General features: G+C 42.2%; 4 protein-coding genes and 1 pseudogene. 2 read left to right on the top strand and 3 right to left on the bottom strand.

What is annotated here, in order from left to right:
* Positions 1-65: 65 nt before the first annotated feature.
* Positions 66-254, bottom strand: a pseudogene (locus tag WB217_RS11695) (Rdx family protein); the annotation flags it as partial.
* Between the two features lie 188 nt (positions 255-442).
* On the opposite strand from WB217_RS11695, the gene selD reads away from it, so the two are divergent.
* Positions 443-1,495 carry a selenide, water dikinase SelD gene (selD, locus tag WB217_RS11690; protein WP_423993402.1) on the top strand — a complete coding sequence of 351 codons (1,053 nt, stop codon included), beginning with the start codon at positions 443-445 and terminating at the stop codon, positions 1,493-1,495.
* A gap of 32 nt (positions 1,496-1,527) precedes the next feature.
* Here the strand turns inward: selD and WB217_RS11685 are convergent, their stop codons facing one another.
* Together WB217_RS11685 and WB217_RS11680 are read right to left on the bottom strand one after the other, a co-directional pair.
* A complete protein-coding gene (locus tag WB217_RS11685; protein WP_423993401.1) occupies positions 1,528-2,472 on the bottom strand; it encodes an L-threonine 3-dehydrogenase in 945 nt (314 codons plus the stop codon).
* Between the two features lie 76 nt (positions 2,473-2,548).
* Complete coding sequence (locus WB217_RS11680) at positions 2,549-3,739, bottom strand: glycine C-acetyltransferase (RefSeq protein ID WP_423993400.1); 1,191 nt, start codon at positions 3,737-3,739, stop codon at positions 2,549-2,551.
* 413 nt (positions 3,740-4,152) lie between these two features.
* On the opposite strand from WB217_RS11680, the gene WB217_RS11675 reads away from it, so the two are divergent.
* On the top strand, positions 4,153-5,031 hold an 879-nt coding region (locus WB217_RS11675; RefSeq protein WP_423993399.1), incomplete at its 3' end, for an arginine deiminase family protein.

Below are 5,031 nucleotides of genomic sequence, written 5' to 3'. Positions count from 1 at the left end.
GGGTCTGACCCCCGGCGGTTTAACGCGGTAAAGGGGTTGGGAAAAGCCTGGCATATTGCCAGGCTCTAGTTTAGGGCTTCCATTTGTTTTATGATTTCATCTGAATCGGGAAAGACACCTGTATCCAGTTTGGAATACAATAACTGACCGTTTATGGTCACTTCAAAAGCGCCCTTTGAGGCTGGAACAAGTTCCATTTTTTCGATCTGGCTTCGGAAATGGGTAAATAACTCTTCCGCGAAACTCGCGGCTTTTGGTGCGTAATTTCAAAGCATGCAAAATTCGACGATAACCTGAAATTTTTCCACAGTAAATCCCCCTGTTAGCTTCTATATAAGTATTTACTGTCATTTTAGTGTAAAGTCTATACTGATGCAAATAATAGTGGCTTAAGGATGATTTTCAAAATAAGAAAGAGTATACTTTTTTTGAGGTGATAATATTGAGCGAACATGAAAAGATCCGTCTGACTTCCTTGTCGACAAAAGCTGGCTGAGGATGCAAAATCAGTCCAGAGGACCTGACGCAAGTTTTGCGTCTTTTACCAAAACAGGAACCCGTTCCTGAACTGCTAGTCGGTCATGAAACATCCGATGATGCGGGAGTATATAAATTGACTGAAACCATTGCCCTGATCCAAACGATCGATTATTTTACTCCGATTGTGGACGACCCATATATGTTTGGCCAGATTGCAGCTGCCAATGCCCTTAGTGATGTATATGCCATGGGAGGAGAACCTAAAACGGTGTTGAATATCGTGGGGTATCCTGTGAAAAAATTAGGACCGGATCTGCTTGCGGAGATTCTCCGGGGAGCAAGCGATAAAGTAAAAGAAGCTGGTGCTGTAACAGTTGGCGGCCACTCGATAGATGACCAGGAGCCGAAGTTCGGATTGTCTGTCACAGGTCTTGCCCATCCAGATAAAATCTGGAAAAATGTTGGTGCTATTCCCGGTGATGTTTTAGTCCTTTCAAAGCCTATCGGAGTTGGTATCATGACGACTGGCATTAAGCGCAGTGTTGTAACAGCTGAACAAGAGCAGGAAGTTACAGAAACAATGGCACTTCTTAATAAATCTGCAGCTGATGCATTGCAAAGCTTCAACCCTCATGCAGTTACTGATGTCACAGGCTTTGGCCTTCTTGGTCATGGCAGTGAGATCGCCCGCGGCAGCGATGTAAGCTTCGAAATTACTTTGTCGCAGGTTCCTGTTTTGACAGGTACATATGAACTTGCTGCAAAAGGAGTAGTTCCTGGAGGGTCGAAATCAAACCACACATGGCTTAAGGATGATGTAGTCTATGATGAAATTTCTTCAGAAGAACAACTCGTTCTTTGTGACGCCATCACTTCTGGTGGCCTGTTAGTTTCTCTGCCTGAAGAAGAAGCAGAGCAATATGTGGACGCTTTGAAGGAACAGGGTTTAAATCATGCTGCGATAATCGGGAAGGTTATCGAAAAGAAAGACAAATTAATCTATGTAAAAAGGTGAAATCATTAGATTTCACCTTTTTACATTTACTATTAAAGTTTATATCGTAATTTCTCTAACATATCTGCAGTCATGCTTGATAAATCGTATTTCGCTTTAAAACCCCACTCAGCGGCTGCAGCAGTAGCGTCTATTGAGTTCGGCCAGCTGTCAGCGATTGCCTGTCTAACAGGGTCGACATTATAGGTAAGTTCAAAAGCTGGAATATGCTTTTTAATTTCAGCAGCAAGTTCCTCAGGTTCAAAACTCATCGCAGTAACGTTAAATGCATTGCGGTGAATCAGTTTTGCTTGGTCCGCTTCCATTAAATCGACAATCGCATCAAGCGCGTCAGGCATGTACATCATATCCATATAAGTTCCCTTATCGATATATGAAGTATATTTTCCGTTCTTGATCGCCTCATAGTAAATTTCGACAGCATAATCAGTTGTGCCGCCCCCTGGAGGTGCCACGTAAGAGATCAAGCCAGGGAATCTTACTCCCCTAGTATCCACACCAAAACGCTGGAAGTAATAATCTGCAAGTAATTCACCAGCAACCTTATTGACTCCATACATCGTCGTTGGACGCTGGATCGTATCCTGAGGTGTATTGTCCTTAGGAGTAGTTGGTCCAAATGCGCCAATAGAGCTCGGGGTGAAGAACTGGCAGTTCAGCTCCCTTGCTGTTTCAAGTGCGTTCATTAGCCCACCCATATTCAGGTTCCAGGCAAATTGGGGCTTCGCTTCTGCTGTCGCGGATAATAGTGCAGCCATGTGCATGATTGTATCGACTTGATATTTACTAGCGATTTCGCCCATTGATTTGGCGTCCATAACGTCAAGGATTTCAAATGGTCCATTGGCTGAAGCTTCAGAATCTGTCTTCCTGATGTCAGTGGCGATTACATTGTCTTGGCCATATATGCCGCGCAGCTTGCCAGTCAATTCAGAACCAATCTGGCCAAGTGCACCGGTAATTAATATTTTCTTCATTCTATGTACTCCTCCTGGTTGTTGCTGTAAAAAGGACTGCCGGCAATTTATATAACCGGCCGCCCTGTGTTTGCTATTAAATAATTCCTAGTTCCTTGCCGACCTTTTCATAAGTTGAGATTGCTTGGTCTAGCATCTCTTTCGTATGAGCAGCAGAAGGCATATTTCTTACCCGGCCAGTCCCACTTGGCACAGTTGGGAATACGATTGATTTCGCGTACACACCTTCATCGTTTAGGCGTTTGCTGAATTCCTGGGTTTTGACTTCATCCCCAATAATGCATGGAGTAATCGGCGTTTCAGAATACCCAATATCAAATCCAAGTTTTTTCAGGCCATCCTTCAGGTAGTTTGCATTTTCCCATAGACGTTCATTTAATTCTGTACTGTCCATTAAAATTTCAACAGCTTTTATGCTGGCAGCCACATCGGCTGGCGTCAGTGAGGTTGAAAATAAGAACGGCCGGCTTCTTACTTTAAGCCAGTCAATCAGGTTTTGCTTCCCGGCAACATAGCCGCCGACTACGCCAATTGCCTTGGATAATGTTCCAATCTGGAAATCGACTTTATCAGAAAGGCCAAAATGCTTCACAGTTCCTGCGCCATCACCTAGGACACCTGAACCATGAGCATCGTCCACGTATGTAATCAAATCGAATTCTTCAGCAATCTGAACGATTTCAGGCAACTTTGCAATATCGCCATCCATGGAGAAAACCCCGTCTGTAATGACCATGACTTTGTTGTAAAGTCCTGATTCCGTTGCTTCCTTTGCCTTAGCGCGCAAGTCATCCATATCTGAATGATTGAAGCGAATTATTTTCGCTCTAGATAAACGGCAGCCATCAATGATTGAAGCATGGTTCAGTTCATCTGATAAGATTGCATCATTTTTATCCATTACCGCCGAGATTGCCGCCATATTGCACATGAATCCAGATTGATAAGCAATGGCTGCTTCTGTTTTCTTGAATTTAGCCAGCTTTTCTTCTAGCTCGATGTGAATCTTTAGTGTGCCATTAATTGTCCTTACCGCACCTGCTCCAACCCCATATTTGCTGATCGCTTCTGCAGCTGCTTTTTTTAGTCTTTCATCTGTAGCAAGTCCCAGGTAATTATTTGAAGAGAGGTTAATCAATTCTCTTCCATTGATTGTGATTACTGGTCCATTTGGGCTTTCAAGAGGGTCGATCACATTGTATAAACCCTTCCCTTTTAAATCCTCTAAGTTTTCATTTAAAAATTGTTCAAGACCTTTGCTAGACATCGTAAATCCCCTTTCTGCCGTCAAATTAGGCATGTCATTATATTGGATACAACTGTCTTTTTGGGGAGGACATTGTCGAGATTCCTGTTCCCATGATACCTATGGTGTTCACAAGATATACTTTAACACATTTAGATAGATTGTACATCTATGAAGGACAGAAAACGCTTCCTTTTTTGCATGGTTTTGAAATCATTCATTTTAGTTTCCCCGCTTTGCGCAAGATATCGCAAAAATCATCATTAATTTTACTATTTCAGGTTTAATAGAAGTGATTAGGGTATAGAAAAAGGAGCCAGTCTGCAACCAAGCAGTTTGGCGGGGGAAGTGGATTATCTCGGTTTTGATTTACATAATGATCACTCCCTCCTTCTTTCATAGAGAATAGATACCGAAAATTGGAGGCTAATAATATGAAGTACCCTTTGCATGTCACTTCTGAAATCGGAGAGTTAAAAACCGTAGTTCTTCACAGGCCAGGGAAAGAAGTCGAAAACTTGACGCCGAAGTATCTTGAAAGGCTCCTCTTCGATGATATCCCTTATTTACCTGCAGTCCAGAGAGAGCATGACTATTTTGCCGATGTGCTAAGGAACCGTGGTGTAGAAGTTCTTTATTTAGAAAAACTTATGGCAGAAGCATTAAGCTCAGAAGATTTGTGTCATGAGTTTATTGATCAGCTGTTGGATGAGAGCAAAAGAAATTTAAATGGCTCAAGGAAAACAGTTGAAGAATATCTTCATTCGTTTACCACAGAGGAAATGATCCGCAAAGTAATGTCTGGAGTGTTAAAATCTGAAATTCAAAATGAAAAAAAAGTTCATTTACATGAGCTTCTGGAAGACTATTATCCGTTCTTTCTCGATCCGATGCCAAACCTATATTTCACTCGTGACCCTGCTGCGGTGATCGGTGACGGTATTTCACTGAATAAAATGTGTGAAGGAGCAAGAAAAAGAGAATCCTTATTCATGGATTTTATCATAAACCACCATCCGCGATTTTCTGGTCATGATATTCCTCATTGGTATGATCGCGATGAGTATTACCCAATTGAAGGCGGAGATGAGCTTGTGCTCAGTCCTGAAGTCATCGCAATAGGTGTAAGTGCGCGTACATCTGCACAGGCCATTGAGAAGCTGGCAAAACGAATATTCTCGAGAGATGGGACAATCAGGAAGGTTGTTGCTGTTGAAATTCCTAAATTAAGAGCATATATGCATTTGGATACCGTATTTACTATGGTTGACCAGGAAAAATTCACAATTCATCATGGAATTGAAGGTCCCAAC

The sequence above is a fragment of the Mesobacillus sp. genome, assembly GCF_049588175.1.
Taxonomy (GTDB): domain Bacteria; phylum Bacillota; class Bacilli; order Bacillales; family Cytobacillaceae; genus Mesobacillus.
The sequence above is the reverse complement of the archived record's forward strand: the minus strand, read 5'-3'. Positions and strand labels throughout refer to the sequence as shown.

Bases quoted from the DNA above. Each gene is read 5' to 3' on its own strand.
- WB217_RS11685 (WP_423993401.1), bottom strand. From the start codon at position 2,472: ATGAAGAAAATATTAATTACCGGTGCACTTGGCCAGATTGGTTCTGAA.
- WB217_RS11680 (WP_423993400.1), bottom strand. From the start codon at position 3,739: ATGTCTAGCAAAGGTCTTGAACAATTTTTAAATGAAAACTTAGAGGAT.